The following is a 26,913-nucleotide window of genomic DNA, read 5'->3' on the forward strand; positions in this document are numbered from 1 at the left end:
CTAGGGCATTGCGTTGCTGCCGCTCTGCTGCCTGAATACGCCTTTAGTTCAGCCCTACCTTGCCTTTCACCGATTCGAAGATCTTGCCCGAATTAAACCCCACGCCGCGCTTAAACACTACCTCCATGCGCCGCAGCTGTTGAATGTCCTTTTCCGGGTCGCCGTCGATGAGCACCAAGTCGGCCTGCTTGCCGGCCTCGATGCTGCCGATTTCCTTTTCGCGCCCTAGGTACACGGCCCCGTTCAGCGTGCTGATTTTGATGGCCTGCACCGGCGTAAAGCCTGCCTCTACCAGCAGCTCTACCTGCCGGCGGTTGGAGTAGCCCGCAATGGTGCGGCCCGCGCCCGTAGGGTCGGTGCCCGATACCAGCAGGCCGCCGGCATCGTGAAACTGTTTTTCCCAGGCCATTTCTTTCTTGAACAGCGCCGTGCTGGCCGAGTCTTTCTGCTGATTCTGCTGCCAGGTTTTGGTTTCGCGCTCCTGCAGCTGCGGTATCAGCGCCTCCAGCCCACCGCCCAGCACCACCTCGCGGCCCGTGAACGGCTCAAATACGGGCAGGGTAGAGGTAAGCGCCACTTTCTTGCTCACCAGAAAGCGAATAAGGTTTTGCATGTCGGGGCTGTTGGCGGGCAGGCTCAGCAAGCCTTTGCGAGCGGCCGGGTAGTCGCAGTTATCGGCGGCTTTACCCTGGGCAAAATCCGAGCTGGCCATAAAGCCGTGCTCCAGGTTATCGATGCCCAGCTCGGCCGCCTCGCGGTAGGTAATGGCGCACAAGTGGCCCGTCACCTTCAGGTTGCGCTGATGCGCCTCGCGCACCACGGCGGCTAGGTCGGCGCGGGTGGCATGCATGTACATTTTGTAGGAGGTGCAGCCTTTTTCGGCCCAGAAGCGGGCAGTTTTGGCGGCATCCTCGGGGCCGTTGATGGTGTTCAGGGCCGGAATGTCCATGCCGGGCTCCTCCATGTACGGTGCCGTTACGTCGATGTCGGGCCCGATGAGCTTGCCTTCGCCAATCATGCGCTTGATGGCCAAATCCGTCTGCGGCTCGATGCTGCCCGCCGTGCGGATGGTGGTAGCCCCGCCCGCCAAGTACAACCTAGGGAAGGAGTACGGCATTTGGGCGATGTTGAAGTACGAGCCCGTGGGCATGGTGTAGTACAAGTGCTCGTGCAGCATTACAAACCCCGGAATCAGCGTTTTGCCGGCGCAGTTAATCACCTGTGCGTCCTTGGGCACCTTCACCTTTTTCAGGGGGCCTACTTGCTCGATGCGCCCGTTGCGCAGCAGCACCGTTTGGTGCAGTTGCGCCGGCTTGCCCGTGCCGTCGATAACCTTGGCATCGATGAGGGCAATCAGCGGCGCATCGGTACGAATGTACTCGCGCACTTGCGGCGTAAAAGTGGGTTGGCTTTGTGCTTGGGCTGCCGCGCAGGACAGGAGCAGACATAGGGCCAGGCCGAGCAGGCGTAAGGGTTGGTTCATGAAATGGGCACGGTAGAGCGGCGTGCAAGTATACACCCCAGATACCAAGAGCAGCGTACGCAGCCAATAGGAGCTTACGTTGTTTATCGGCTGTATGAGCTGGCGACAGAAACAGGGCGCTGGTTTCGCTTCAGGCCGTAGCTTTGGAAAAGGCGGCCACCTTCAAGGCCCTAAGCCGTACCTTCGTATCCATTCCCAAGTTCTCACTGCATGTATACCACTCTTCAGCCCGACCTCCAGCAGCAGCTGGACGAGATTAAAGAAGCCGGTCTTTACAAGAAAGAGCGCATTATTACCTCGCCGCAAGGCGCCGAAATCGAGACCAACGAAGCGGGCGAGGTGCTGAACTTCTGCGCCAACAACTACCTAGGGCTGTCGTCGCACCCCGAAGTAATTAAGGCCGCCAAAGAAGCCATCGATACGCACGGCTACGGCATGTCGTCGGTGCGCTTTATTTGCGGCACTCAGGATATCCACAAGGAGCTGGAGCGCAAGATTGCCGAGTTCCTGGGCACCGAAGACACCATTCTGTACGCCGCTGCTTTCGACGCTAATGGCGGGGTGTTTGAGCCGCTCTTCAACGAGCAGGACGCTATTATCAGCGACGCGCTCAACCACGCCTCTATCATCGACGGTGTGCGCCTGTGCAAAGCACAGCGCTACCGCTACAACCACAACGACATGGCCGACCTGGAGAAGCAGCTCCAGGATGCCGTGGCCAAAGGCACCCGCCACCGTATCATCGTTACAGACGGCTCGTTCTCGATGGACGGCACCATTGCCCGCCTCGACCAAATTTGCGACCTGGCCGACAAGTACCAGGCTTTGGTGATGATCGACGAGTGCCACTCGATGGGCTTCCTCGGCAAAACCGGCCGCGGCACCCACGAGTACCGCAACGTAATGGGCCGCGTCGACATCATCACCGGTACACTGGGCAAAGCCCTAGGTGGCGCCATGGGTGGTTTCACCTCGGGCCGCAAAGAAATCATCGACATGCTGCGCCAGCGCAGCCGCCCGTACCTGTTCTCCAACACGTTGGCGCCGGCCATCGTGGGGGCCAGCATCCGAGTGCTTGATCTGCTGACCGAAAGCACCCAGCTGCGCGACCAACTGGAAGAAAATACCAAGTACTTCCGCGAGAAGATGACCGCCGCCGGCTTCGACATCAAGCCCGGTGAGCACCCCATCGTGCCGGTAATGCTTTACGACGCCAAGTTGGCGCAGGAGTTTGCCGCCAAAATGCTCGAGAAAGGCATTTACGTCGTGGGCTTCTACTACCCCGTGGTGCCGAAAGGCCAGGCCCGCATTCGGGTGCAGCTCTCCGCTGCCCACACCCGCGCGCATCTCGACAAGGCCATCAATGCCTTCATCGAAGTAGGCCGCGAGTTGGGCACGCTGAAGGACCGCTCGGCCGCGCAACCCGAAGCCGGCCAGGTGGTGCAGAATACGCCGTAAGCACCCAAGAGCACATTGCTTAACCACTGCGCCCCGCTGGTAAACCAGCGGGGCGCAGTGATTTTGACCTTATCAAATTTATATTAAAAAAATTATATATTTAGCGTAACATAATCCCCTCAACCATGCTGGCTACCACAATCGGCGCTTCACCCAACAAGTATGCCCGGGCTGGCGGCATAGCTTATCTCATCATTATCGCAGCTGGGCTACTCGGCGAAATGTTCGTGCGAAATAGCTTGGTGGTACCGGGCGACGCTGCCGCCACGGCGCAGCGCATTACCGCCGCTCCGCAGTTGTGGCGGGCAGGCATTGCCGGCGATTTGCTGATGCATGTGCTCGATGTAATGGTAATGCTCATCCTGTACACGCTGCTCAAACCCGTAAGCAGAAAAATAGCGTCGATGGCACTGCTGTTCAATTTGGTGCAAACGGCCGTGCTGGCCCTAAACAAGCTGAACCTGATTGTGCCCTTACTTGTGCTGAGCAACAGTGCTTACCTAGGTGCTATGGAGCCAGTGCAGCGGCAGGCGTTGGCCTATGTTTTTATTCAGGCCCACAGCTACGGCTTTGGCATCGGTCTGATCTTCTTCGGCTTCACCTGCCTGGTTGAGGGGTACTTGATTATGCGCTCGAGCTACCTGCCGCGGCTGCTCGGGGGCATGATGCAAGCCGCGGGCGTGTGCTACATCGTCAACAGCTTTCTGCTGATTTTGGCACCGGAGGCTGCCAACAGCCTTTTTCCGTTCATCATGTTGCCGCCGTTTCTGGGCGAGTCAGCTTTCGCAGCTTGGCTGGTAATCAGAGGAGTTGATGTGCACCAATGGCAGGCAGCCAAACGCGCGCGGCGGGCAAAGCAACGAGCGGAAACAGCTGCTTATTCCGCTGTTTAGTCCTTTTCCGAGGGGCCAACAAGGTTTTAAGCCGCTACCTCGGCTGCCGAACGGGCCGAAGTGGTACCGGCACCCGTGCGCGGCATGGCATCGAACAAGAATTCGTTGAGCTTGGAGCGCAAATCCTGACCCGAGAGGTTGCGGTACACCTCGCCGCCGCGCACGATGGACATTTGCCCGGTTTCTTCGCTTACCACTAGCACCACCGAATCGGTTACTTCGGAAAGGCCAATGGCGGCGCGGTGACGCAGGCCCATGGAGGCAGGCACATCGGGATTTTCGCTGACGGGCAGGATGCAACGCGCGGCTTTGATGCGGCCGCCGGCCACGATAACGGCGCCGTCGTGCAGCGGGGAAGTTTTGTTGAAGATGCTCATCAGCAGGCGCTTGCTCACGGCTGCATCAAGCAAGTCGCCGCTTTCGGCATAAAACTTCAAATCGGAAGCCTGCTGGAATGCAATCAGCGCTCCGGTGTTTTTGCTGGAAAGGCTCTTGGCGGCTTCCACAAAGGGCGTTACGCTCATGCGCTGTTGCTGCTGCTCGCGGCGCCACGGAAACATGCGCACCCGCTCAAGACTAGTTGCCTTGCCGATGTTGAGCAGAAAGCGCCGAATTTCTTGCTGAAACAGGATGATGCCGGCCAGCACGCCCACACTCATGAACTGACCTAGGATGGTGGTCAGCAGCTCCATGCCGGCGGCTTTTACCACCAAGTAGAGCAAGTAGATGGACAAGAAACCCAGGAAAATACGCAGCGCCACCGAGCCGGTAAGCAGCTTGTAAATCTGGTAAAACAGCACCGTGACCAGCAGCACGTCTACGACGTCGATCCAGCCGATGCGCAGGAAGCCGATGGAGACGGGAGGAAACACGGGATTACGAGCTTAAAGTATTCTGAACCAAGCGCACCAGCTGCACAGCTTCCGCTACGTCGTGCACGCGCAGCAGGTTAGCGCCGCCCATCACCGCTAGGGTGTTGAGCACTAGGGTGCCTGGCAAAGCCGCCTCGGGCGTGAGACCTAGGGGCTTCCAGACGAGGGTTTTACGGGAGAGTCCTACCAACAGCGGCAAGTCCAATATGTTGCGCAGTTCGGGCAGGCGGCGCAGCAGCTCGTAGCCTTGCTGCTGCGTTTTGGCAAAACCGAAGCCGGGGTCGAGCACCACGTCGGCATCGGGCCACAGGGCGCGCAGGGCCGCTACCCGGTCGCGGAAATAGCGCACCAGCTCCTGCACCAGGTCGGTATCGTAGTGGGTAAGCTGCGTCATGGTTTGCGGCGTGCCGCGCATGTGCATCAAGATGTAGGGCACCCGCAAACGCGCCACCGTGGCGAACATTGCCTCGTCGAGCAGGCCGCCGCCGATGTCGTTGATGATGTCGGCGCCGGCTTGCACGGCCAGCTCGGCCACGCGGGCCCGAAACGTATCGACAGACACGAAAGCCTCCGGAAAGTTGCGCCGCACAGCTTCCACGGCCGGTAGCAAGCGGGCAAGCTCCTCATCGGCAGGTACATCATTGGCGCCGGGGCGCGAGGAGTAACCGCCTAGGTCGAGCACGGTGGCACCGGCCTGCAGCATGTGCTCGGCGCGTTGCAGCAGCTCGGTCTCGGCCTGCAGGCGGCTTCCGGCAAAAAACGAATCGGGCGTAACGTTGAGGATGCCCATTACCTGCGGGCGGCCCAAATCGAGCACGCGGCCGCCGGGGCAGCGCAGCGTCTGCCTCACCCGAAATAGCGTATCTTGCGCAACCAGGGCCTTCATGGGTTCAGGGCTTAGAGCAGCAGGAATTAGGGTTTGGCAGAAACCAACAAAGCGTTGCCGCGCGCAACGCTATTAGCCCTGCAAAGAAAGTTCTAAGACCTTAGCCCTAATACCTCCGCTCTGTTCTAAAAATAGCTTTTTCACGTTGAACGACCAAACCCAGCTCCAATACGACCGCATCATTGAGCGGTGCCGGGCGCTGTTTCTGGCCAAGACCCACGACTACGGCACGGCGTGGCGCATCTTGCGTTTGCCCAGCATTACCGATCAGATTTTCATCAAGGCGCAGCGCATTCGCTCCATCCAGGAAAAGGGTACGCAGCTGGTGCAAGAGCCTATCGATGATGAATTTGTGGCCATCATCAACTACTGCGTTATTGCCCTGATGCAACTGCGCCTGCCCACCGATGCGCCCTTGGAGCTGGAGCCGGCTTTTGTGGCCGATGCCTACGACCAAGAGGTGGTCGAAAACCGCCGCTTGCTATTCGCCAAAAACCACGATTACGGCGAGGCGTGGCGCCAAATGCGCGTGTCGAGCATCACCGATATTATCCTGATGAAGCTGCACCGCACCAAGCAAATTGAAGATTTGCAGGGCCGTACGCTGGCTTCGGAAGGCGTAGATGCCAATTACCGCGATATGCTCAACTACGCTGTATTTGCGCTAATTCTGCGCGGTGCCGCGGAACACTCAACTGCCGCCGCAGTTTAAGGCTTTGATTTAAGCTCCATCTAACCCATGCGCACCTTCGTCCGACTCTGCTGGCTGCTGCTCGGCGTGTTGTTTATCTTCTCGGGCCTTGTAAAGCTGAACGACCCCATTGGCACGGCCTACAAGCTCGAAGAATACTTCGAGGTATTCGCCGTCGATTTCGGCTCGTTCTTTCTGGCTTTCAAGAGTATTGCCCGCACCCTCAGCATCACCCTCAGCTCCTTGGAGGTGGTATTGGGCGTGGCCCTGCTGCTGCGCTGGAACCTGCGCTTCACCTTGTGGTCGTTGTTCGTGCTGCTGGTGTTCTTCACCTTCCTCACGTTCTACTCGGCCTTCTTCAATAAGGTAACCGACTGCGGCTGCTTCGGCGACTTCATCAAGCTCACGCCGTGGCAGTCGTTCTCCAAAGACGTGTTCCTGCTGGTACTCTGGGTTATCGTGTTCCTTAACCAGCGCTACCTGCGCCGCGTGTTTGCCAAAGGAACCCTCGGCACCATGTACATCACGTTTGCCGGGGCTGTGGCCGTGGGCATTGGCGTGTATGCCCTAGGTCACTTGCCGTACTTCGATTTCCTGCCCTACAAAGTGGGCAACAACATCGGCAAGCTGATGCAGCCCTCGGCGCCGCTGCGCTACAAGTACATCATGGAGAAGGGCGGCCAAAGCCAGGAGTTTACCGAGTACCCCACCGACACTACCTGGAAGTTTAAGCAGATGGTGGCACTGAACCCCGAAGACGGTCCGAAGATCATCGACTTCCGGGTGTGGGGTGCCGACCAAGCCGACGTAACCCCGGAAGTGCTGAAAGGCAACAAGCTGCTGCTGATTGTGCAAGGCGTGGAAAAGGCCGACCGCGACCGGTTCGAGCAAATCAACGCTACCCTTGCCGGGGCCGATTCGTCGAGGAAGAAGATCGAGTCCATGATCATCACCAGCAGCAGCCCCAACGAGTTCGATGTGTTTCGGCACGAGGTAAACCTCTCGGGCAAGTACTACTTCGCCGATGCCACCGTGCTGAAGTCGATGATTCGCTCGAACCCCGGCTTTATGCTGCTGCAAAACGGCGTGGTGAAGGGTAAATTCCACTACCACGACATCCCCGACCGCGAAAAGCTGGAGGAACTGCTGTGAGCCGCATTCTAGGTTTTGTGCTGCGCCGCCTTGCGCACGGCCTGCTGATTTTGGTGGGCGTGGCGCTTACGGTGTTCGTGCTGTTTCAGGTACTGCCCGGCGACCCGGTAGCCCTGCTGGCCGGCCAACGCTCCGACGTGGCCACCCGCGCCGCCATTGCCGCCGACCTAGGGCTCGACCAACCCTTGCCGGTGCAGCTCGTGGGCTACCTCAACGATGTGTCGCCGGTAGGCGTGCACGCCCGCGACTCGGCCAACGTGGCGCGCTACGGCGGTGTTACGCTGCTGCCCCTAGGTGGCGAGCAAGCCGTGGTGCTCAAGAAGCCCTACCTGCGCCGCTCGTTCCAGTCGAACAAGGATGTGCTTGATATTCTGCTCGACCACTTCAGCGGTACGCTGTGGCTGGCCTTGGCGGCCATGCTGCTGGCCGCCGTGTTGGGCATTGGCTTTGGCATTGTAGCGGCACTGCGGGCGCATACGTGGGTCGATCGGGCGTTGCTTACGGTATCGGTGCTCGGCATTTCGGTGCCGTCGTTTGTGGCCGGTATCCTCATCGCCATGACGTTCGGCTTTTACTGGAGCCGCTACACCGGCCTTAACCTCACCGGCCAACTGTTTGAAACCGACCCCTTCACGGCCGAGTCGCATGTGGTGCTGCGCAACTTGGTGCTGCCCGCGTTTGCCCTAGGTATTCGCCCGCTGGCCGTAATTGTGCAGCTCACGCGCAGCTCCATGCTCGATGTCATGTCGCAGGACTTTGTGCGCACGGCCCGGGCCAAAGGGCTTAGCAAGCGCCGGACGGTGCTGCACCATGCCTTGCAAAACGCCCTCAACCCCGTGGTAACAGCCGTATCGGGCTGGTTGGCGTCGCTGATGGCGGGCGCGTTTTTCATCGAATACATTTTCAACTGGAAGGGCCTGGGTACCGTTACGCTCCGCGCCGTCGAGAACCTCGACTTCCCGGTGGTAATGGGCGCTACCATCTTCGTGGCCTTCCTGTTCGTGGTCATCAACATCGCCGTGGATGTGCTCTACGCCGTGCTCGACCCGCGGGTGAAGCTGGGTTGAGAATTTGCCCGTCTGTCAGCCTGAGGCACTAGCCAAATCGAAGATCGACATAGCCAAGAACCCTCTCAGGGCAGACGGTAGCTACTTCACCTAGTGCGTCCAGGCGGGGAAGGTGCTTGACTACACTGGCTTTGCTCTCCGCTGCTCAGGATGAAACTTTAACCGCATTATGGCCTCGCAATTCAACTTGCCGGGTATCTCCCGAATTCACTTGGTAGGTATGCCCGGCGCGGGCAAAACCACCCTAGGTCGGGCGTTGGCAACGCTCTACAGCTTGCCCTTTCGCGACCTTGACGAGGAAATTGTGCAGCGCCAAGGCCGGAGCATCCCCGAGATATTCGAGACCGAGGGCGAAGACTACTTTCGCCAGGTAGAGGCCGATACCCTGCGGGCCGTGGTGGCCGAGCACGAGCGGCTGGTGCTGGCCACCGGCGGCGGCACGCCGTGCTTTCACGGCAACGCCGAGGCGCTTACCCAATCGGGCGTGGCTGTATGGTTGGATGTCCCCGTGGAGGAGCTACTCGCCCGGCTGCAGCACGCCGCTGGTACCCGCCCGTTGCTGGCTGCCCTGCCCGACGCTGACGCTTTGGCGCAGCGCCTGCGCCAAACATTAGCGGCCCGCGAGCAGTTTTACGCCAAGGCACAATTACGCTGCGCGCATCCGGCGTGCACCCCCGAAACCGTGCACCATATGCTGACACGTTTTCTGCATAGTGCCTAAAACCTTATAGCTGGCCCGGCGTTTGTGCGTTCGTGGTTACTTTTGCCCTCTAATCTTTCTCTACCACTCCTATGGAACAAAAGGCTGCTCCTGCGTCGGGCCAACTGCACAAGCCCAAGCACAAAGGTTCGGCGCGTTTGTTTGAGAACCCCGTGCTGGAGCGCATGACGCACACGCACATTGCCGCGCCCCTCTCCATCTTCTTCGCCGTAGCGGCGGTTAGCCTTTACTACAGCCTTAGCCAAGGGCTGCTCACGGGCCTGTCAGCATTTGGGCTATTCCTGGCAGGCTGGTTTGCCTTTACGCTGGTGGAGTACCTGATGCACCGCTTCTTGTACCACATGAAGGCCGATACACCGGGCAAGGCCAAGTTTCAGTACACCATGCACGGCGTGCACCACGAGTTCCCGAAGGACAAGACGCGCCTGGCCATGCCGCCCATCCTGACGGTATTCGTAACGTCGTTGCTGTTCTTCATCTTTCGCTTTGTGTTCGGCAATGCGGGCTTTGGCATTTTGGCGGGCTTTGTGTTTGGCTACGCGCTGTACCTGTTTGTGCACTACGCCATCCACGTGTATTCTCCGCCGAAAAACTTCCTGAAGTTTTGGTGGCACCACCACGCTCAGCACCACTACCGGCAAGATGAAGTAGCCTTTGGAGTGTCTACCACCATCTGGGACCACATCATTGGCACCATGCCCGAAAAGCGCGGCAACTAACCGCTGAGCTTAAAGCAATAATGGAAACCCGGACGGGTTTCCATTTTTATTTGTACAAACCTCGCACCGGAGTAGGCAGCGCCACTGCGGTATTGGCAAGCAAAGAGAGTATCAGTTAAAACGCGGCCAGCTTTAATCACTTTGGCGCCACAGGCTCCACCGACCGCGCCCTAGGTGGCGTGGCTTCGTTTACGGTGAGCGGCACGGGCTACGTAGGCATTCGCTTCAAAAACAACGCCGGGGCTACCATCCGCAACTTGGCCATTTCGTTTGCCATTGAGCAGTGGTGCAACTCGGGTCTGGGCGGGGTGTTGCCCGTCGAACTGGTAGCATTTAAAGCCGAGCGCCTAGGTGCTGATGTACGCTGCGCCTGGCAAACCGCTACCGAGAAAAACAACCGCCAGTTTGTGGTAGAGCGCTCCATTGATGGCTAGCGCTTTGAGGCTGTTGGTACGGTAGTGGAAGCGGCCATCTCTACCTCGCTGCGCAACTACTCCCACCCCGATGCGGCTGCTTTGCCGGTGCTGAACTACTACCGCTTGCGGCAGCAAGACACGGATGGCACCACGGACTACTCGCAGGTAGTGGCCGTAGGGGCGTACAAGCGCTGCGAGACCAGTATTGCTCTCACGGCAGTGCCCAACCCCAGCAACGGCCAGTTCGAGCTATTCGCCAACAAGGTGCTGAGCACTCCGGCGCAGGTGAGCGTGTACTCGGTGCTGGGCAGCAAGGTGCAGCAGGTGCAGTGGGCTGCCGGGGCCAAGCAAGCGTACATCGACCTAGGGCAGCAGCCCGCCGGCGTGTACTTAGTGCAGGTAGCATTGCCTACGGGTGTGCAAACCGTGCGCGTGCTAAAGCAGTAGCCGCACCGCATCAGCCAAAAAACAAGGCCGGTTCTGTAGCAGAACCGGCCTTGTGTGCTGAAGAGCTAAGTGCAATTAGTACTAGCGCCGAATGCGGCGCAGCACCCACAGCACTAGTATAATCAGCAGCACTACCACGATGATGCCCGTGTAGGCGCCTGCTTTGAATATGTCGCCTACCAGCTCGCAGCCGGTAAGCGGAAGCAGCAGCAGGCACAGCACCAGCGGCAGCCAAGGAAGATTGCGTTTCATGACAGTATGGGGGAAACCGTTGGACTACGAGCCGCCGCACTTGGGCGCTCGTTGATGTTTCCGCATACTAGCCCGGCTGGCAAAAGGTTAGGCTTAGCCCTAGGGCACACTGCCGGGCGCAAGCCTAGCTGCGCGTACTGCTTTGGGTGCGAAAAATTCGGTCGAGCACGCGGCCGTCGGTTTGGTACTGCCGCGGAGTTTCGCCGGCAAAGTCGCGGTAGTCGCGGATAAGGTGCGACTGATCGGTGTAGCCAAAGCGCAGCACGGCATCGGCCCAGGTGGCGTCGGGCTCCTGCAGGTAGGCGTGCGCTGCCCGAAAGCGAACCAGCCGGGCAAACGTTTTGGGCGGCATGCCCACCTCGCGCGAAAAGCGCCGCAGCAGGGTACGCACCGATACCTCGAGTTGCAGCGCTACATCTTCTACCTCCAGCTGGCCTTGGCTGCGCATCAGCAAGGCCGCGGCTTGCCCGCCGAGGCCCAATGTAGCTTGCTGCTTGGCCAGCTGATGCAGAAAAAAAGCGTCGGCGGCGGCACAGCACCCGGCAAAATCCAGATCGGGCCTTAATTGCCGCGCAATGCCATCGGCCATCGGAGCACCTAGGGCCTGGTGCAGCGGCACGGTGGCGTTTTGGTAGCGGCTGACTTCGCAGCGCAGCAAATCGTAGGCGCCGGCTGGCGTCAGCTGCACAATAAAGCCCCGAATGGTGCCCGTGTACTCGTTGCCGCCGCTGCGCGTAAGCTGGCCTACAAACCCGGCCGGCGGCGCTATTTGGTTGGCGGCTGGCCCATCGGTTATGCGAATCTGGCCTTCGTGAAAAAGCACGATGGCAGGACACCCAATGGGTATGATGCGCGCGGCATACCGCTGATCGGGCGGCAAGGGCACAAATACATCGGCGTAGCCAACAATGAACGGCTGTAGAGCAGCCGCCGGCGGTACGGTAACCGGCTGCGACATAAGCGAAAGCAGTATAGAAGTTTCCTGGTGTGAAGAATAGCTTCTGATTGCTGTACACGTCCGCAGCCTAATTGTTTAAATCAGCTAGCGCCTTATAAGCCGAAAACCGGGCTATGCTGCTCGGCAACCCCACAACTCACAAAATAAAACCCCAGCCCAAAGGGCCAGGGTTTTAAGGTGGAGCTATGTCGGCAATGCTGCCGAAAACGAATAAATACCTCTGTGCAAAAAGGATGCCGTTGCTAATTGCTGCTGCTGAGGTTGGCCGCCAGCCCTAGGTGCTTGGCTGCTTATTGAGTGCCAGCAGGTACCTAGGCTGCGTCGCCGTGGCTTAAATCGAGCAGCCACTGCGGTGGCTCAGCCGCTAGCGCCAGGGCGCCTAGATTCAGCCAAGCTCCTGCCCGATCGAGCACTACCGAATCGGAAGTCACGACAACATCCGTGGTATCGGCCAACACGCGGTCGGGGTTCATGACTACCTCGGCCGTCCAGGAGAAGCCGAGCGCGGGCCCCAACTCGCGCAAGCGCGCCGCCAACCGGCCACTGTTCGACACGGGCTGATCGAGCAGCCACCGCACCGGGCCAGGAGCCAGTGGCAGCAGCGCGGCGGCGGCTAGGCGTATGGCTCTATCGGTTTCCTGCACGGCGCGGTAAGTGCCGTGTATGCTCGATAAGTCGCGCAGGGCGCCGTCGCGGCCGCGCAGTACCACTCCGCCGCTCAGGGCCGTTTCGAGGGTAATGAGCAGGTTGAAGCCGTCGATGGATACGGGCCGGCCGCCTAGGTGGACAGCGGGCAGTTGTGTAGCGGCACGCTGGGCGTATTGCTCATCGGTGCAGGCCGCGCGCCCCGCAGCCCAGCGCTGCCGTTCGGTTAGGGCATATCGGTCGCCTACCAGCTTCAGGGTGGCACCGGGTGGGTAGCCGCGTGTTAGCAGCCACGACAGCTCGCCCACGGCGCGGCACAGCACCGGCAGCCACTCGGGCGCAAACAGCTTGGCATCGGAAGGGTGGGGGCCGCGGTGGCGGGTATCGGCTGGGCGCATAGGGCGTGGTGTACGTAGGCAATGCTCGTGAAAGCTTGCGTACGAAATCGTCCCTTTTGCAGTAAAACCAAGCTCCAGCGGCCTGCGCCAGGTAAGGCCGTCCACAAACCAAAGCATCTTACTAGGTAGTTCGAGCAGTGGTGCCCAAAGTAGCGCAATAAACCGCTAGGTTTGGCCGAGTTGCCTTATTTACGCTGCTTGCTCGGCCAAGCCTCATTCTTCAAAAGTACGCTGATACGGAGTCTTGCCTAATGCGTCGTTATGCCAGCGCTTGGCTCTTTTGTGGCCTTCTGAAGGGCTCCTCGCGAGCAAGTTCAATGCCCAGCGACAGGCTCGGTGCGGCGGCTTCTCTGCTGAACGCTATGCTCCTGGGACGTGCTGGCGTTGGCGCCCGGTAGGTGCGTTGTGCTGTTCTCAATTCAGCAAGCCAAGGGCTATGGGCAATAAAAATGCCCACCGGGTTGCGGCGGGCATTTTAATTTTGCGCTCCCTCCTGGGCTCGAACCAGGGACCCTCTGATTAACAGTCAGATGCTCTAACCGACTGAGCTAAGGAAGCGGGTCGCAATTGCTTAGTAGCTGATTGCGGGTGCAATATTACAGCGCGTTACCGGTTCTCACAACCCTTCTGCAATAATTTTTTTCGCAATACAGGTTAGTTGGTGATGTACAGCAAGTTGCCGGATAAGGCGGTGCTGTATTGGCGCAGCGGTCGGCGGGCCGGACCGCTGGTTACTTGGCCGCGCATATCAAAACGTGAGCCGCAGCAGGAGTCGGCCATGAAGAAGCCCGACTTGTCGACGGTGACCTTGGCGCAGGCGTTGTACGGCTCGTAGGGGCAGTTGCGTTCGAAGGCGAGGTACTGCTGGGCGTTCTGCCGCACCACCACAAGGCCGCGTACGCCGCCGCCTAGGTAAACGTAACCGTTGTCGAAGCGCAGGGCGGAGTACTGCTGGTTGGTGAGGTTGAGCTGCTCGCTGACAACCGCCGACGGAATGCCGGGCTCGGCCGCGGTATTGGAGGAGCAGGCCGCTAGCCCGGCAGCTAGCAGCAGGGCAGAAGGCAGGCAGAAACGCAGAAGAGAATCCATACCGGTACTAACGTGCGCCCAGGTAGTTTATGTTCGGGCAGCGGCTAGTATTGGTAGAAACCGCGACCCGACTTGCGCCCGTGGTGGCCGGCATCCACTTTCTGCTGCTGAATGCGGTTGGGGCGAAACTTGGGGTCGTAGTGGAAAGCTTCGTAAAGCGAACTGGTAACGGCAAAATTGGTGTCAACGCCAATCAGGTCCATCAGTTTGAAGGGACCCATGCGGAAACCTGCCGATTCCAGCAGCTCGTCAATGGTTTCGAGCGGGGCTACGTTCTCTTCCAGCGCCTTCAGGCTTTCAACATAGTAATGCCGGGCCACGCGGTTCACAATAAAACCAGGGGCATCGGCGGCCAGCACAGGTTTCTTGCCTAACGCTACGGCGAGTTGGCGCACCCGTTCGCTTACTTCCGGCGCAGTGGTAACGCCCGAAATAATTTCCACGAGCGGCATCAGTGGGGCCGGGTTGAAGAAGTGCATGCCCACCACGCGCTCGGGGTGCGGCACCGGGGCAGCCAGCTGCGTAATAGGGAAGGTGCTGGTATTGGAGGCCAGAATAGTGGCGGTACTGTTGATGGCTGCCAGGTCGATAAACAATTGGTGCTTCACGCTCATCTTTTCCACCACGGCTTCAATCACGATATCGGCCTGCACTTTCTCCAGGTCGTGGGTGATAGCGAGGCGCTCGAGAGCGGCGTCGCGGTCGGTAGCGCTCATCCGGCCTTTTTCCACCAGCTTACCTAGGCCCGCATCGATGCCCTGTTGGCCCCGCAGCAGCATGTTCTGGCTTACATCGTAAAGCAAGGTGCGGTAGCCGGCTTGCAGGCAAAGCTGGGCAATGCCCGCACCCATGGTGCCGGCGCCAACCACGGCGATTGTTTGGAGTGCAGCAGGAGAGGTCATAGCAGGGGCAAAAAAGAAAGCGAGACGCAAGATATTGCGTCTCGCCTCAATGCAGCAGGCAAGTGCACCTAGGGCTTAGTGAATAGCCTCGAACTGGCGCAGGAAGCGCATGTCGTTTTGGGTGAACAAGCGCAAGTCTTTGATCTGGTACTTGAGCATGGTGGGGCGCTCCAGGCCCATGCCGAAGGCAAAGCCGGAGTAGCGCTCGGGGTCGATGCCGCAGTTGCGCAGCACGTTCGGATCGACCATGCCCGCGCCCATAATCTCGACCCAGCCGGTGTATTTGCAGATGTTACAGCCCGCACCTTTGCAGATCAGGCACGAAATGTCAATCTCGGTGCTGGGCTCGGTGAAGGGGAAGTACGAGGGACGCATCCGCATCTTCACGTCCTTGCCGTAGAACTCCTGCGCGAAGTAATAGATGGTTTGCTTCAGGTCGGCGAAGCTCACGTTTTCGTCGATATACAAGCCCTCGATCTGGTGGAACACCATGTGCGCCCGGGCCGAAATGGCCTCGTTGCGGTACACGCGGCCCGGCATGATGCTGCGGATGGGCGGCTTCTGGCTTTGCATCAGGCGCACCTGCACGGTGCTGGTGTGCGTGCGCAGCAAGCGGTTTTGCTCTTCCTCGCCAGCAGCGGGCACGAAGAACGTGTCCTGCATTTCGCGGGCGGGGTGGTTCTCGGGGAAGTTAAGGGCCGAGAAGTTGTGCCAGTCGTCTTCGATTTCGGGCCCTTCGGCCACGTTGAAGCCGATACGCGAGAAAATGCGCACGATTTCGTCGCGGGTGAGGCTCAGGGGGTGGCGCGTGCCTAGGGCACCCGGCACGGGCGGCAGGGTGTAGTCGTAGCCCGGGTCGGCGGGTTGGCTGGCGGCTTCGTCCTCGAGCTGCTGGCGGCGCTGGTCAAACTTATCCTGCGCCAGCTGCTTCAGCTGGTTGAGCTGCTGCCCCACGGCGCGGCGGTCTTCGGCCGCTACCGTCTTGAGCTGGTCGAACAGGTCGGCCAGGCGGCCTTTACGGCCCGTGTAGGCAATGCGAAACTGATCGAGTTGCTGCGCCGTCGAAACGTCGTAGGCCTCTATTTCCTCCCGAAGCTGTTGAATCGTGTCCTGCATAACAAGAGCAAAGATAGGTTGCGGGTGGGCTTTTGCGGCCCTAGGTGCACAATTGCCCGGCGAGCCGCGCTAAACCATTGACCCTTTGTGGCGCGGGTACGTATCAGGCTGGTAAGCATTTTATTCACCTAAACCCGCCCGTTGCATGGTACGCCGTTTACTTCTGCCCTTGTTCCTGATGCTAGCTGGCGTAGTAGCCGAGCTACCAGCCGAAGCTCAGTCCCGCACGGGCCGTGGTTACCGCGCCCGCACACAACCCCGCTCCTCCGACGACGTGAAGCTGGCCCCCGGCATGCGCCTAGGTAGGCCGCTGGCCCTTACCACCGATTACATGGGCCGGCCCATCAAGCCCAAAGCCAAGCTCACGTCCACGCCTGTAAAATCGAAGGTTACGGGCGCCACCTCCATGTCGGCCAGCAGCCGCGGGGCGGCCACTCCTGCATCCAATGCCAAAGCACCCGTCGCCAAGCCACGCCGGCGATGAACTGTTTTTGGAAGGGTGCGGTTGCGCATGAAATTGCCAATTGGCGCAGCGGGTTAATGAACTGATTGTCGGGCTTGTACCTGCTTAACCAGAACCGTAAATTCCCTCTCCACCCCCACGTACTCCTTTAACTCGCTATGAAAAGCTTAGCTTTCCTTGTACTAGCCATGGGTTTGACTGCCGTATCGGCCGAAGCCCAGCAAAAAAAGACATCCAGCAAGGGCAACGACGGCTGGGGCAGCTCCAGCGGCAGTGGCTGGGGTAGCTCGAGCGGCTGGGACGCACCGGCACCGAAGCCCGCGGCCAAGCCCAAAACCACGACTACCAAAACCACTACCACCAAGGCCGCTACTACTCCCAACGCTGCTGCTACCAACGGCGCTGCTGCTACGCCAGCCGCAGGCAACGCCACGGCTACCACTCCTGCCAGCGGCACCGGTGCAACGGGTGATGCTTCGCAAGCCATGGGTGGCCAGCAGGGCGCAGCCGGCGCTACGGGCAATGCTGCCAACGGTGGCTTTGGCGACATGGGTCCCGGTGACCGTACGCCCGAGCGCATCGAAGGCATGAGCGTGGCTCCGGGCCGCCCCTTAATGCCCTCCGGCCGCACCCGCTCCGACTACATGGGCCGCCCGATTCAGCCCAAGCCCTCGATGCGCCCCCGCAGCATCGACAACACGCAACAAACCGACCTGCTAAACACTGCCCCCGGCCAGCGCCCCTAGGTGGGGCCCCAACCGGGGGCAGAGCAACACCCAGGGCAACGGCCCTAGGTGGTGTACTTAAGCCGAGGCTGTTTCAGCCTCGGCTATTTTTTTGGGCGCTGCGGCCGGGCGGGCCTGGTAGCGCAAGGTAGAGCAGTTGTCGGAACGCAATACCTCACAAGCAGCCTCCAGCACGTCGGCGGGGGTTACGGCCTGCACGCGGGCGCTTTCTTCGTTTACTAGGTTAGCGTCGCCGATGAGCTTGTAGTAGGCTAAGTTCATGGCGCGGTGCAGCAGTTCTACTTCGCTGAACACGATGCTGGCCTCGGCTTGGTTTTTCACTTTTTCCAGCTCTTCGGCGGTTATTTCCTGTTGGCGTAGTTCCTCTACAATCTCCGTTACGGCCGCGTCGGCTTCTTCCAGGCCCACGCCTTCGTTCAGCTTGCCGCTGATTACAAACAAGCCCGGCTCCAAGGACCCCGATACCGAAGCCGAAATGGAGTTGAACAAGGGCCGCTCTTTTACCAAACGCTGGTACAAGCGGCTCGATTTGCCCCGGCCCAGTACATCGCTCAGCAGGTCAGCGGCTTGGTAAGCATCTTCGGCGCGGCTGGGCATGTGGTACACCTTGTAGAGCGCACTGAGCGGCACATCGGCCTCTACTGTGAGTAGGCGGGCTTCGGTTTGGCGCGGCTCTTTGGGTAGCTGCCGCTCGTAGCGCGTACCGGCCGGAATGGGGCCAAACCACTTCTCGGCCAAGCGTTTTACTTCATCGAAGCTAACTGCGCCGGCCACCACCAAAATGGCATTGGCGGGTGAGTAGTGCTTAGCAAAGAAGTCGCGCACCAGCTGCATGCTGGCGTTTTCGATGTGGCTGATTTCCTTGCCGATGGTAGCCCACTGGTAGGGGTGGTGCTGGTAGGCCAAGGGGCGCAGCTTCAGCCACACGTCGCCGTAGGGTTGGTTGAGGTAGTTCTGCTTAAACTCCTCTACCACCACTTTGCGCTGTACCTCCAAGCCGTTCTCGGAAAACGCCAGGCTCAGCATGCGGTCCGATTCGAGCCAAAAGCCCGTTTCAACGTTTTGGGCCGGAACGGTGAGGTAATAGTTGGTAATGTCGGGCGAGGTGAAGGCGTTGTTTTCGCCGCCTACGCGCTGCAGCGGTTCGTCGTAGCTCGGAATGTTGACGGAGCCCGAAAACATAAGGTGCTCGAACAGGTGTGCGAAGCCGGTGTGTTCGGGCGATTCGTCGCGCGAGCCCACGTTGTACAGCACGTTCAGCACGGCCATTGGCTGCGTGAAATCCTCGTGCACAATGCAGCGCAGGCCGTTGGTGAGGGTGAATTCCTGGAATTGTATCATGAGAAGCGGTAGGTGCGAGCCGGAAAGTAACGTATCAAGAAGATTAACCTACGAAATCGGTAGCAGGTTCGGCCGGAACCCGTGCGCGTGAGGCTTACAGCGTGGCCTGCACGCCCAATACGATTGTGCGCGGCACGGGGTAAGCGCCCGCGTCGAGCCCCGCCTGCTTGCTATCGGAGCCGGCAGAACTTACGTTGGGGTCGTAGCCGCGGTACCGCGCAAGTACCAGCAGGTTGTGGCCGCCGGCCCATACGCTCGCTTCCCGCGCTGCCGTGCTCCATATTTTACAGCGGAACACCAGCGAAGTGAGGCGCAGGTGGTTGCCCGATTGCAGCGCGTAAGTGCTGAGCGGCATATTGTACAAGCTAGCGTCGGCTCCAGGAATACTAGCGTTGGGTGCAGAAGAGCGCCAGCGATTACGCACGCGGCCCGAGGCATTTGCTTCGCCGTTGGGCATATCAAGGTACATCGCCGTAGTGTTCAACACTTGGTAGCCAAACATGCCGTCGAGCTGTGCCTGTACCTTTATGCGCTTAATGCTGACTTCCTGCTGCAGGCTTAGTAGTTGCCGGGGTAAGCCGCTACCCAAAGCCTGCCGGTCGTCGGGCTGAAAGCGGCCGTCGTTGTTGCGGTCGAGGTACCGCGGGGCACCCGTGGCCGGATCGGCTCCTAGGTACTGCCACCCTTGAAAGTTGGACAGCGTTTGGCCAGCGCTAAACTCGTGGTAGCGAAAGCCGAGAGTAAGGGGGCTGTTGGCCTCGAAATGATTTTGGTTAACCGAAGCCGCAACGGTTGAACGTGCCTTTACCTGCCCTAGGTGCCACCGAGCGGCCACCGAAACCTCCACCCCTTGGTTGCGGATGTACTGATCGGCCGATTGGGTGCCAATTGCAATGCTGGTGTTTCGCTGGTATGCGCTAAGGGTGGTTGTTACTTGGTTTTGGCACAGCCCTAGGTGCAGGCCCGCGTCGGTGTGCCTGGTGAGTTCGGTTAGCAGAAAAGGGTAAGCTGCTTGGCCAGGTACGGGCAGCAAGATGAAATTGCTGCTGCCAAAGTCGCCCGCGTTGCTGGTGCTGCCCCAGCCAACCCAGGCATCGAGGTAACTAACAGCATTTTGGTTGGCCAGAAAACCCTCTTGAGCGGCGTGCCAAGTTACTTGCGCGCTTGGCAGCCATTGCCAACGCTTCGTGGGCAGGCCTCGGCTGCTGGCAGTGCGCTGAATACTGGCTTGCAACTCGTAACGGCTGGCATAACTGTAGCTGCCTCGCAGACGCGCACTCATAAAAGTTTGCCCAATGCTGAAAAAGCCGGAGCTACTCGCAATGCCACCGGTTGCGGTACGCGGGTCGACCAACAGGTAGGTCGTAACCGAGTCTGCCGTGGTGTTGCTCTGGTGCATCAACTCCAAATCGGCTGCCACAGCATGGCGTCCGGCAAATTGCCGGCTGTAACGTAGAGCTGGGTTGAGTACCCATTGCCGATAGCGCGAAACCTGCCGCTGCGCCAAACCCAGCGGGTGCCGTTCGTAGGTGTCGTAGGTTTTCTGCCGGAGGTAGTCGCGCTCCAAACTGCCACGCACCTCAAGCTGCAAGTTGGTGCTTAGTTCGTAGCGGGCACCTAGGCGCACTAGCAGCCGCTGCTGGCGGGGCGTGCGGTTGCTGCGCTCAGCCATGGCTATCGAATTGTACTCGCCGGCGTACTGCCCGTCGGGGTTGCGCAAGGGCAGCGTTGGCAGGGCAAGCAGCGTATTCTGCAGGGCGTTGTAAGCTAGCTGGTGCTGATTGGTTAGGCTGGCGCTTACGCCGCCGTCGAGGTGCCAGCGGCCTAGGTCCTGGGCAAGGTTGGTGCGCAAGCTATAGCGCTGCAAAAACGAATTAAGCAGTACCCCACCCTGGCTTAGGTAGTCCAGACCCGTGAAGTAGCGGGTGCCGTGGGCGGTGCCGCCGCTCAGGCCTAGGTGGTGCTCGTGCAGCGGCGCGGTGCGCAGCAGCGCGCCTTGCCAATCCGTTCCCGGCCCGAGGGTGTTTAGTTGAGTGGCCGAGTAGGCAGCCGGCTCATTGGCCTTAGCGGCAGCTTCGTTGGCTAACTCGGCAAACTCGCGCGCATCAAGCAAATCGTAGCGCCGCCGCACCTGCTGCATGCCGCCGTACCCGGTATAGCTTACCCGCAGCGGTTGGTTAGCTGAGCCTCGGCGAGTGGTTATGCGCACTACACCGTTTTGGCCCTGAGCACCGTATTGAGCTGTTTCAAAAGCACCTTTTAGCACCTCTACCGATTCAACATCGCCGAGCGGCAAAGCCAATAATGGGTTGTTGCCGGCTTGCGCTGCTTCGGCCGGCGTAAATCGGCTTTGGCTGCTCGTGTATCCGGAGAACTGATACTGAAATACGGGCACGCCATCTACTACGTACAGCGGTTGCGCGTTATCGCCAAGGCTAGCCGCTCCCCGAATACGCACTACCGCATTGGCGCCTGGTGCACCCGAGTACGGCGTTACCTGTACGCCCGCCACCCGGCTAAGCAGCGGTTGAATGGTGGTAAAAGCAGGCGTTGCCGTGGCGGAGTCTGTGGCGAGAAAAATAACCGAGCTGCGGCGGGTAAGCAGCGAATCGGGTTGCTGGGCCTGGGCAGTAGCGGCACATAGGAATAACGCACACGCGGGTAAAAGTCGAGGCATAGAAAGGATAAAGTGCAAACGACAAGGCGCGAAGATAGGCGCCCATTAGGCCAGATTATTAGTAAACCGAGCACCCGCAGTCTACCGATACCAATATGGGCTGATGGTCACGTTGAGGCCGATGTGGCGCAACTGCTGCGCGCTATAGCGGCTACCTCCCGGTGAGTAGCTGTATTCGTTGACGGCGGGCGTGAGGCCATAGTACAAGTAGGTGCCGAGCGCGGCCGTGCGCCGCTCCTGGTGCAGATAGTCCGACTCTAAGCCGAGCAGTACAAAGGTGTCTTGCCGTTTTACTTCTCGGAACTGCGTAGGAGCGGGCGGCCTCTTTAGCGTTCTGGTAAACCCACCTCCTATTAGCACATGAAAGCGCGCTCCACCTAGGCCGGTGCGCAGAAACACCGGGACTGTAAGCGAGGGGCGGGTTCCCTGTTCCAGGTTATTGCGCACCTGGTACGTCAGCTCGGTACTTAGCCAAGAGCGCAACTGCCCAATGCGGTAGCCGGCAGTCAGGCTTGCAGCGGGGCGCAGGGTGGCGGTGCCTTCGCCGTTGTGGTAGGCCGACAAGCCAGCTCCCAACCGGAAGCCATAGTAAACGCGGTGCGCAGTTGATAACTCAATTTGAGCAGTAGCAGGCGTAGGAGCATCTTGAGCCGCCGCAGCTGAAGTAAATCCGATCAACAATAAACCACTGGTACAGTAACGGAGCATAGCCCAAAGTAGCGTAAACCCGGCAGTTGGCGGCTATTTCTGAGCGACTTTGGGGCGGGCAATGCGCGCAACGGCCCAACCTTCTACCTTTGCCGCCACCCATTTTCCCGAATCCTCTCCACCCGATGACATTCGACCGCAAAGACTACTCGAACGACGAGCTGCTCCGCCTGTACGAGGGCTTGCTGAAGCCCCGCATGATCGAAGAGAAAATGCTTATTCTGCTGCGCCAAGGCAAAGTAAGCAAGTGGTTTTCGGGCATTGGGCAAGAGGCCATTTCGGTGGGTAGCACCCTGGCCCTGCACCCCGACGAGTACATTTTGCCGCTGCACCGCAACCTAGGCGTGTTTACGTGCCGTCAGCTGCCGCTTGATCGGCTGTTTGCGCAGTGGCAGGGCAAGAAAACGGGCTTCACAAAAGGCCGCGACCGGTCGTTCCACTTCGGCACCAACGAGCACCACATCGTGGGCATGATTTCGCACCTAGGGCCGCAACTGGCCGTGGCCGATGGCATTGCCCTGGCCTCGGTGCTCGATAACGAAGGCAAAGTAACGGTAGTGTACTCCGGCGACGGCGGCGCTTCCGAGGGCGACTTCCACGAAGGCCTGAATGTGGCCGCCGTGTGGCAGTTGCCCGTCATCTTCATCGTCGAAAACAACGGCTACGGCCTGAGCACGCCCAGCAACGAGCAGTTCCGCCACGGCTACTTCATCAACAAAGGCCCGGCCTACGGCATCGAGGCCGTGCAGGTAGATGGCAACAACGTGCTGGAGGTGTACGACACCGTGCGTCGCCTTGCCGAAGACCTGCGCCAGAACCCGCGCCCCGTGCTGCTGGAGGCGCTTACTTTCCGGATGCGCGGCCACGAAGAAGCCTCGGGCACCAAATACGTGCCGCAGGAGCTGTTTGAGGAATGGGGCCAGAAAGACCCGGTGGAAAACTTCGAGCGCTACTTGCTGGAGCAAGGCGTGCTCGATGAAGAAGCCAAGCAGCGCTACCGCCGCACCATCAAAGACGAAATTGACGAGGCGTGGCGTGTGGTGTTCGACACGCCCGAAGTAACCGCCGACACCGCCGAGGAAGTGGCCGATATGTACCGCCCCTTCGCGGCACCCGACCAGGCGCCGGCCCTAGGTGCGCCCACTACCGAAAAGCGCTACGTAGATGCCATTTCCGACGGCCTGCGCCAGAGCATGGAGCGCTACCCCGAGCTAGTGCTCATGGGCCAGGACATTGCCGAGTACGGCGGCGTGTTTAAAGTCACCGACGGCTTTGTGCAGCAGTTCGGCAAAGGCCGCGTGCGCAACACGCCCCTGTGCGAATCGGCCATTGTGGGCGCGGGCCTGGGACTGAGCATCCGGGGCAAGAAGGCCATGGTAGAAATGCAGTTTGCCGATTTCGTTACCTGCGGCTTCAACCAAATTGTAAACAACCTCGCCAAAAGCCACTACCGCTGGGGCCAGAACGCCGACGTGGTGGTGCGTATGCCCACCGGCGCCGGTTCGGCCGCCGGGCCGTTCCACTCGCAGTCGAACGAGGCGTGGTTTGTGCACACGCCCGGCCTGAAGGTAGTATACCCCAGCACGCCCTCCGACGCCAAGGGTCTGCTGGCCGCCGCCATCGAAGACCCCAACCCGGTTATTTTCTTCGAACACAAACTGCTGTACCGCTCGGTAAGCGAGCCGGTGCCCGATGAGTACTATACCGTGCCTATTGGCAAGGCCCGCCTAGCGCGCGAAGGTGCCGACCTAAGCATCATCACCTACGGCCTAGGGGTGCACTGGGCAACCAAGCTGGCCAACGAGATGCAGCTGGATTGCGACATCCTGGATTTGCGCAGCCTGCTGCCCTGGGACCAAGACGCCGTGCGCGCTACCGTCGAGAAAACCGGCCGCGTCATCATCCTGCACGAAGACACGCTCACCGGCGGCATCGGCGGCGAAATCGCCGCCTGGATTGCCGAGCACTGCTTTACCTCCCTGGATGCCCCCGTGCAGCGCGTGGCCTCGCTCGACACGGCCATTCCGTTTGCGCCGGCCCTGGAGCAAAACTTTCTGGCCGAAAGCCGCCTGCGCCAGTGCCTCGAAAAGCTGCTTGCCTACTAAATCAGGCGCAAAGGCCGGGGATATTCTCCGGCCTTTGTATTTTTCGAACTGATTGTACTTTACTTACTCCCTGCCATTTGTGATGGAGCTGCTTCGGGTGCGCCGGCTGGGCTGGCTGTTGCTGGTGTTGATATTGTTGGCTGGGCCTGGGCTGCAAAGCTGCCGGCCTTACCGTTTGCCCAACCCCTCGGGCCCCGTAACCAAGAAAACCAAGACCAAGAAGAAAGACCCGAACGCCACCGAAATGGCCGACGGTTCGACGGGCACGGCCAGTACAGAAGCTCCCAAAATTCAGAAGAACAGCTACGACAAAAACGGGCTGCTGAAGAAGCCGAAGTACAAGCGCCGCCGCCTAGCCAAGCCGGGCGAAAAGTTTGTTCTGGGTGTGCGCATTCCGGCCTGGCCTTGGATTTCGTTTAAAAAGAAAAACAAGAGCCGCGTGCCCAGCACCGTGCCTTCGCGCTCGAGGCATTACCCCAACAAGGCCAAAAACGCACCGGCCGATACCCCCGATAGCAATTAACCCATTCGCTCTATGCTGCTTCGTTACGCATTAGTGCTTACCCTGTTGTGCGGTGCCGCCACGGCGGTTTCGGCCCAGGAGTCGGTTGTTAGCCCAAACCCTAAGAAAGAAGCGCGGCGCTCGTTGCGCGATGCCCGCAAGTACCCGGCCGCTGAGGATTTACGCGAGAGCCACCTAGCCGTAACCAAGCAAGACCTGCGCCCCGGCGAGAGCGGCCGCTTGCGAAACCCAAAAGATGGCAGCGAGCGTTACAAGTTCGATAACACCGGCACGCCGCGCGTCAGCGACCAACGCCAGCGCGTAGGCCTGGGCTTATCGAAACCCAAAAGAAAAATTAAAGCAACCGAATAAATGCAGTGGCATCAGCTTACCCAGCCCGAGCAGCTCGACGACATCGTGCGCGAATCGGCCGAACACCCCGTCGTCATTTTTAAGCATAGCACCAGCTGCTCCATCAGCGCCATGGCCAAAAGCCGATTGGAGCGCCAGTGGGCCGATGCGGGCCTAGCTGACGTGAAGCCCTACTACCTCGATCTGCTGCGCTTTCGGCCCATTTCCAATCAAATTGCCGAGCAGTTTGGCATCCGGCACGAGTCGCCGCAGCTGCTGCTGATCCGCAACGGCGAGTGCCGCTACGATGCTTCGCACATGAGCATTCAGCTTGGCGAGGTAAAGAAAAAGCTCGCCTAGGTAGCCCCGGGTTCAACACACCAAAGGCCGCCTTTTACCGTTCTGGGCAATGCACCAGAAAAGCGGTAAAAGGCGGCCTTTTGGCGGTGTAACGAAGGCAATTAGCCTTCGTAGGAGAACTGAACCGACTGACGGATTTCCGGGTTCAGGCTAAGAGCAACGGGGCAAGTGCGGGCGGCGTTTTCCAGCACCGTGCGGTCTTTGGGCGAAAGGCCGGCCGGCATGCGGAAACTCACCTCGATTTCGGCAATGCGCCGGGGCTCCGAAGCCATGTGCTTGGTCACCTCGAACGTAACGCCGGTGAGGTCGAGGCTGCTGCGCTCCGCCACGATGCCCATGATGGTCATCATGCACGAGCCCAGCGCCGCGCTTACCAAATCGGTGGGCGAAAACGCTTCGCCGCGTCCGTGGTTATCTACCGGGGCGTCGGTATGAATGGTAGTGCCCGAGGCCACGTGTTGGGCTTCGGTGCGCAGCTGGCCGGCGTAGCGGGCGGTGGCAGTGCTCATATATTCTAAAAAACTTACAGACGGATGCGTTCAAATTTACGTACTTTCGGAATGGCCCGCTCCGTGGGCACAGCCCTTTCTCATTCGCACCCTATGCCAGCTTCTACTGCCGTGCGTACTCCGCTTTTGTTTGCTGTGCTGCTCGCGGCTGCTTGCTTGGCTGCGCCGGCTGCCCGCGCGCAGGAGGCGCAAGATGGCCCCTCGTATCAGAAAGAATTTACGTACGGCATCAACCTCAACTCCAACGCTGGCCTGATTGGTGGGGTAGCCGTGCGCTCGACGCACCTGCTCAACAACGATTGGTCGCGCTTTTGGATGATTGAGGGCGTGGAGGTGAAAAACCGCAAGGAGCAGCGGGCGCAAACCTACGTAGGCGGGGTGTACGTGCTGGGCAAAAGCAACTACCTGTTTGTGGTGCGCCCGAGCGTAGGCCTGCAGCGCGTTATCTTCCGCAAAGCCGCCGAATCGGGGGTGCAGGTAAACGGCTTGGTAGGCGCCGGCCCCTCGTTGGGCCTGCTGATGCCGTACTACATTTACTACGACTACACGCCCGCGCCCGACCCCAGCAACCCCAGCCCGCGCGAAGACATTCGCTCGGAGCAGTACGACCCCGGCAAGCACAACGACCCAAACCGCATTTACGACCGCGCGCCGCTGTTTACCGGCATCAACGAGCTAAAGCCGAACATCGGGGCCCACTTGCGCGGGGCTTTTACATTTGAGTACGGCCGCTACCGCGACGCCGTGGCGGGCCTCGAGGCCGGTGTGCTCCTCGAGGCGTACACCAAGCGCCTCACGGTGCTGCGCGCCCTCAACACGCCCGATCGGCAAATCAACGACAACGTGTTTTCGTCGGTGTACGTGACGCTGTACATCGGCCAGCGTAAGTAGTTGCAGCGCCGGCTGTTGGCTTCTGAAGCTGCTCCTGGCACCTAGTGTTTTGAACCAGCTATTACGTGGGTTTGGTTGCGGCTATACGGCCAGCG

At 59.8% G+C, this 26,913-nt stretch carries 29 protein-coding genes and 1 tRNA gene; 16 read left to right on the top strand and 14 right to left on the bottom strand.

What is annotated here, in order from left to right; translation table 11 throughout:
* Positions 1–43: 43 nt before the first annotated feature.
* Positions 44–1,483, bottom strand: a complete 1,440-nt coding sequence (locus ASU33_RS05075) for an amidohydrolase family protein (protein WP_059068915.1) — start codon at positions 1,481–1,483, stop codon at positions 44–46.
* Positions 1,484–1,693: 210 nt separating this feature from the next.
* Between ASU33_RS05075 and kbl the strand changes: the two genes are divergently transcribed.
* A complete protein-coding gene (gene kbl, locus ASU33_RS05080; protein ID WP_059068917.1) occupies positions 1,694–2,941 on the top strand; it encodes a glycine C-acetyltransferase in 1,248 nt (415 codons plus the stop codon).
* 125 nt (positions 2,942–3,066) lie between these two features.
* Complete coding sequence (locus ASU33_RS05085; RefSeq protein ID WP_078062890.1) at positions 3,067–3,834, top strand: DUF4386 domain-containing protein; 768 nt, start codon at positions 3,067–3,069, stop codon at positions 3,832–3,834.
* 26 nt (positions 3,835–3,860) lie between these two features.
* Here ASU33_RS05085 and cdaA read toward each other — a convergent pair whose 3' ends face one another.
* Positions 3,861–4,706, bottom strand: coding sequence for a diadenylate cyclase CdaA (gene cdaA, locus ASU33_RS05090; protein ID WP_059068920.1), 846 nt, complete (start codon positions 4,704–4,706; stop codon positions 3,861–3,863).
* A 4-nt stretch (positions 4,707–4,710) separates the two neighbouring features.
* The gene (folP, locus tag ASU33_RS05095) at positions 4,711–5,592 is read right to left on the bottom strand and encodes a dihydropteroate synthase (RefSeq protein ID WP_059068923.1); all 882 of its coding nucleotides are present in this window, start codon (positions 5,590–5,592) and stop codon (positions 4,711–4,713) included.
* Between the two features lie 145 nt (positions 5,593–5,737).
* Here folP and ASU33_RS05100 point away from each other — a divergent pair, with 145 nt between their 5' ends.
* The 7 genes from ASU33_RS05100 to ASU33_RS05130 all read left to right on the top strand — a co-directional run bounded on the left by ASU33_RS05100 (position 5,738) and on the right by ASU33_RS05130 (position 10,805).
* A complete protein-coding gene (locus ASU33_RS05100; RefSeq protein WP_059068925.1) occupies positions 5,738–6,304 on the top strand; it encodes a DUF1599 domain-containing protein in 567 nt (188 codons plus the stop codon).
* Between the two features lie 27 nt (positions 6,305–6,331).
* Entirely contained in the window at positions 6,332–7,435 is a 1,104-nt protein-coding gene (locus ASU33_RS05105) for a BT_3928 family protein (protein ID WP_059068927.1), read from the top strand.
* Positions 7,432–8,502, top strand: coding sequence for an ABC transporter permease (locus ASU33_RS05110; RefSeq protein ID WP_350308176.1), 1,071 nt, complete (start codon positions 7,432–7,434; stop codon positions 8,500–8,502). Before ASU33_RS05105 ends, ASU33_RS05110 begins: the two co-directional genes overlap by 4 nt.
* Positions 8,503–8,671: 169 nt before the next feature.
* Positions 8,672–9,223 (top strand): shikimate kinase, encoded by a 552-nt coding sequence (locus tag ASU33_RS05115; RefSeq protein ID WP_059068929.1) that lies wholly within the window; start codon positions 8,672–8,674, stop codon positions 9,221–9,223.
* Between the two features lie 71 nt (positions 9,224–9,294).
* Positions 9,295–9,942, top strand: coding sequence for a sterol desaturase family protein (locus tag ASU33_RS05120; RefSeq protein WP_059068931.1), 648 nt, complete (start codon positions 9,295–9,297; stop codon positions 9,940–9,942).
* 179 nt (positions 9,943–10,121) lie between these two features.
* Entirely contained in the window at positions 10,122–10,376 is a 255-nt protein-coding gene (locus ASU33_RS05125) for a hypothetical protein (RefSeq protein WP_059068933.1), read from the top strand.
* Positions 10,377–10,400: 24 nt separating this feature from the next.
* A complete protein-coding gene (locus tag ASU33_RS05130) occupies positions 10,401–10,805 on the top strand; it encodes a T9SS type A sorting domain-containing protein (RefSeq protein WP_059068935.1) in 405 nt (134 codons plus the stop codon).
* An 81-nt stretch (positions 10,806–10,886) separates the two neighbouring features.
* Here the strand turns inward: ASU33_RS05130 and ASU33_RS21580 are convergent, their stop codons facing one another.
* The 7 genes from ASU33_RS21580 to pheS all read right to left on the bottom strand — a co-directional run bounded on the left by ASU33_RS21580 (position 10,887) and on the right by pheS (position 16,165).
* A complete protein-coding gene (locus ASU33_RS21580; RefSeq protein WP_173664829.1) occupies positions 10,887–11,057 on the bottom strand; it encodes a hypothetical protein in 171 nt (56 codons plus the stop codon).
* Positions 11,058–11,181: 124 nt separating this feature from the next.
* Positions 11,182–12,015 carry a helix-turn-helix transcriptional regulator gene (locus ASU33_RS05135; RefSeq protein ID WP_059068936.1) on the bottom strand — a complete coding sequence of 278 codons (834 nt, stop codon included), beginning with the start codon at positions 12,013–12,015 and terminating at the stop codon, positions 11,182–11,184.
* A gap of 311 nt (positions 12,016–12,326) precedes the next feature.
* On the bottom strand, positions 12,327–13,058 hold the full coding sequence (locus ASU33_RS05140) for a DUF434 domain-containing protein (protein WP_059068938.1): 732 nt from the start codon (positions 13,056–13,058) through the stop codon (positions 12,327–12,329).
* A gap of 484 nt (positions 13,059–13,542) precedes the next feature.
* Positions 13,543–13,616 (bottom strand) — tRNA-Asn (locus ASU33_RS05145).
* Between the two features lie 96 nt (positions 13,617–13,712).
* Positions 13,713–14,147, bottom strand: a complete 435-nt coding sequence (locus ASU33_RS05150) for a QcrA and Rieske domain-containing protein (protein WP_149867060.1) — start codon at positions 14,145–14,147, stop codon at positions 13,713–13,715.
* A 44-nt stretch (positions 14,148–14,191) separates the two neighbouring features.
* Positions 14,192–15,049 carry a 3-hydroxyacyl-CoA dehydrogenase NAD-binding domain-containing protein gene (locus tag ASU33_RS05155; RefSeq protein WP_059068940.1) on the bottom strand — a complete coding sequence of 286 codons (858 nt, stop codon included), beginning with the start codon at positions 15,047–15,049 and terminating at the stop codon, positions 14,192–14,194.
* 75 nt (positions 15,050–15,124) lie between these two features.
* A complete protein-coding gene (gene pheS, locus ASU33_RS05160; protein ID WP_059068942.1) occupies positions 15,125–16,165 on the bottom strand; it encodes a phenylalanine--tRNA ligase subunit alpha in 1,041 nt (346 codons plus the stop codon).
* 145 nt (positions 16,166–16,310) lie between these two features.
* Here pheS and ASU33_RS05165 point away from each other — a divergent pair, with 145 nt between their 5' ends.
* Both ASU33_RS05165 and ASU33_RS05170 read left to right on the top strand, forming a co-directional pair.
* The gene (locus tag ASU33_RS05165; protein ID WP_149867061.1) at positions 16,311–16,649 is read left to right on the top strand and encodes a hypothetical protein; all 339 of its coding nucleotides are present in this window, start codon (positions 16,311–16,313) and stop codon (positions 16,647–16,649) included.
* 137 nt (positions 16,650–16,786) lie between these two features.
* The gene (locus ASU33_RS05170) at positions 16,787–17,374 is read left to right on the top strand and encodes a hypothetical protein (RefSeq protein ID WP_059068946.1); all 588 of its coding nucleotides are present in this window, start codon (positions 16,787–16,789) and stop codon (positions 17,372–17,374) included.
* Positions 17,375–17,431: 57 nt separating this feature from the next.
* Here ASU33_RS05170 and ASU33_RS05175 read toward each other — a convergent pair whose 3' ends face one another.
* From ASU33_RS05175 to ASU33_RS05185, 3 genes are all read right to left on the bottom strand, one after another.
* Positions 17,432–18,715, bottom strand: a complete 1,284-nt coding sequence (locus ASU33_RS05175) for a M16 family metallopeptidase (protein ID WP_059068949.1) — start codon at positions 18,713–18,715, stop codon at positions 17,432–17,434.
* Between the two features lie 94 nt (positions 18,716–18,809).
* Positions 18,810–21,392, bottom strand: coding sequence for a TonB-dependent receptor plug domain-containing protein (locus tag ASU33_RS05180; protein ID WP_059068951.1), 2,583 nt, complete (start codon positions 21,390–21,392; stop codon positions 18,810–18,812).
* Between the two features lie 81 nt (positions 21,393–21,473).
* A complete protein-coding gene (locus ASU33_RS05185) occupies positions 21,474–22,100 on the bottom strand; it encodes a hypothetical protein (RefSeq protein ID WP_149867062.1) in 627 nt (208 codons plus the stop codon).
* Between the two features lie 125 nt (positions 22,101–22,225).
* On the opposite strand from ASU33_RS05185, the gene ASU33_RS05190 reads away from it, so the two are divergent.
* From ASU33_RS05190 to ytxJ, 4 genes are all read left to right on the top strand, one after another.
* A complete protein-coding gene (locus ASU33_RS05190) occupies positions 22,226–24,205 on the top strand; it encodes an alpha-ketoacid dehydrogenase subunit alpha/beta (RefSeq protein WP_059068956.1) in 1,980 nt (659 codons plus the stop codon).
* Positions 24,206–24,284: 79 nt separating this feature from the next.
* Positions 24,285–24,728, top strand: coding sequence for a hypothetical protein (locus tag ASU33_RS05195; RefSeq protein ID WP_149867063.1), 444 nt, complete (start codon positions 24,285–24,287; stop codon positions 24,726–24,728).
* 12 nt (positions 24,729–24,740) lie between these two features.
* Positions 24,741–25,079 (top strand): hypothetical protein, encoded by a 339-nt coding sequence (locus ASU33_RS05200; protein WP_059068959.1) that lies wholly within the window; start codon positions 24,741–24,743, stop codon positions 25,077–25,079.
* On the top strand, positions 25,080–25,418 hold the full coding sequence (gene ytxJ, locus ASU33_RS05205) for a bacillithiol system redox-active protein YtxJ (protein WP_059068961.1): 339 nt from the start codon (positions 25,080–25,082) through the stop codon (positions 25,416–25,418).
* A gap of 101 nt (positions 25,419–25,519) precedes the next feature.
* Here the strand turns inward: ytxJ and ASU33_RS05210 are convergent, their stop codons facing one another.
* Positions 25,520–25,927, bottom strand: coding sequence for an OsmC family protein (locus tag ASU33_RS05210; protein ID WP_059068963.1), 408 nt, complete (start codon positions 25,925–25,927; stop codon positions 25,520–25,522).
* Between the two features lie 93 nt (positions 25,928–26,020).
* Here ASU33_RS05210 and ASU33_RS05215 point away from each other — a divergent pair, with 93 nt between their 5' ends.
* Positions 26,021–26,818, top strand: coding sequence for a hypothetical protein (locus ASU33_RS05215; protein ID WP_149867064.1), 798 nt, complete (start codon positions 26,021–26,023; stop codon positions 26,816–26,818).
* Positions 26,819–26,913: the final 95 nt, after the last annotated feature.

The sequence above is a fragment of the Solirubrum puertoriconensis genome, from assembly GCF_001483135.1.
Taxonomy (GTDB): domain Bacteria; phylum Bacteroidota; class Bacteroidia; order Cytophagales; family Hymenobacteraceae; genus Solirubrum; species Solirubrum puertoriconensis.